Source organism: Ascidiimonas meishanensis, assembly GCF_037782385.1.
GTDB classification, from domain to species: Bacteria; Bacteroidota; Bacteroidia; order Flavobacteriales; family Flavobacteriaceae; genus Ascidiimonas; species Ascidiimonas meishanensis.
Map to the genome: position 1 here is coordinate 1 of NZ_JBBEXD010000037.1, position 1,662 is coordinate 1,662.

At 33.3% G+C, this 1,662-nt stretch carries 1 protein-coding gene; it reads right to left on the reverse strand.

Features of this window, described 5'->3' with window-relative positions; translation table 11 throughout:
• Window positions 1-258 precede the first annotated feature (258 nt).
• Entirely contained in the window at window positions 259-1,500 is a 1,242-nt protein-coding gene (locus tag WBG07_RS19300; RefSeq protein ID WP_340203764.1) for a hypothetical protein, read from the reverse strand.
• Between the last annotated feature and the right edge of the window lie 162 nt (window positions 1,501-1,662).

Below are 1,662 nucleotides of genomic sequence, written 5' to 3' on the forward strand. Positions count from 1 at the left end.
GAGTATCTTTTTACATAGAAAACCCCTAGATGAACAACTTTTATCTTTCTTGAAAATAGTATCCTATCAATTTTTCAAAATAGGTTAAAAAGCATTATAAATTGGTATAATAGCTTTTGATGGTTGTTTAGTATTGAGTTTAACTTTTGCCATCAATGGTATTGAGCCTATAGATGAATTTATGATTAAAGGTTTTCAGAAAAAGTTGTATGTATATGATTTTCGTTAAAATCAATATGACTTAAATTACTTCTTAGGCTAAAATTTTGGTCGCTTACCTGTTTTTTTAGAGGTTTTGCTTTCATCCTTTCGTTTTGCTGTTGCAGTTGTTGTTGCCTGTCTAGTATTATTACTATTCCGTTTTGTTGCAGCTGGGATTGTGCTGGGTCTTGTTAAACCCTTCAATGCTAAAAGCATGTCTCCTCCTTCATTTAGATCTTCATAATCTTGAATTTTAGACTCTATCCATTTTTTAGCTTCCTTTTTTACATTTGCTGTCAAAAGTGGTTTTGTATCCTTAAATTCAAGTTCATAATTTACTTCTGTTATATGGCTTGCAAGTTCCTCTAAAATTTTATTATTTGAAGTAAAGGCAGGATGTTTAACTTGTTCTAAACTTAATCCAAAATCAACCATTCCTACAGTTTGTTTTGTATTGAGTTGCAGCGCATTTTCATAAGCCACTTTTTGGTCTTTAATAGTTGCTGCTGAAGCAACATAACTATTCACCTGCTTTTCTTGAATAATTTCTAACAAAAAAGCATAACTATCCAACTGTGCTCCTGTAAGAGCTTTTGCATATCGAGGATCATCTTCCATTATAGATTCAAATTCACCTTTTGTATTGATTTGTAACCCCACTTGTTCCAAGGTTAACTTGTGATCTATTATTCCTCTAGCTTGATATTCCAACAGATTTTCACCTACTGAGTAGAGATGTTCATTATCCACTTTTGGGTTTTGAGATTTAAGCGCATGCATGGTTTTAAGAAGCCTTTCACTAAAGCTTTTATCTTGAATAAAATCTAAGCTGAGTTTAAAATCTATTAATGCTTTAATTTGATGTTTATGCAAACGCATTACTGAAGAGTAAGCGCGATCTTTTGGAATATTATTATCTAAATGTTGGAGATAATCCATTCCTTCTAAAATTTGTTTCCCAAAATTTTCAGACTGTACTTGGGCTCTATTCAGTTCAAAGTTTACTATTCCCGCTACTTGATCATTATCAAGCTCCCTTAACATTTCAAAAGCTTCTTGGTTTGTCATGTTTGGATTATTGGTCACCAAATCGGTAATACCCCACATGATAGGTTCTCCAAATTTGGGAGTTTTAACCTGTTCAACTGATAAACCAAGATCTAACATCGCCTCTACCTGAGTCCCGTCTAAACCTCTAACCATTGACAGGGCATCACTTTGGCTCAAGTTTTCATTTTGTCCTTTTAAATGCTCTATAGCTTTAACGGTATGAACGTCAAAATTTTCATCTTGTCTCATATAAGCTATCTGGTGTTGTGAAAGTCCTAAAAGTAAATTTAGCGATTCTTGCCTACTTGCAGTTATAAAAGTTGATTCCAAAACATGTATCGCTGCTAGTGTATGAGACCCAAAATTTCTAGTTTCTACCTGTGCCCTGCTCAAATTGAAATCAATAATTCC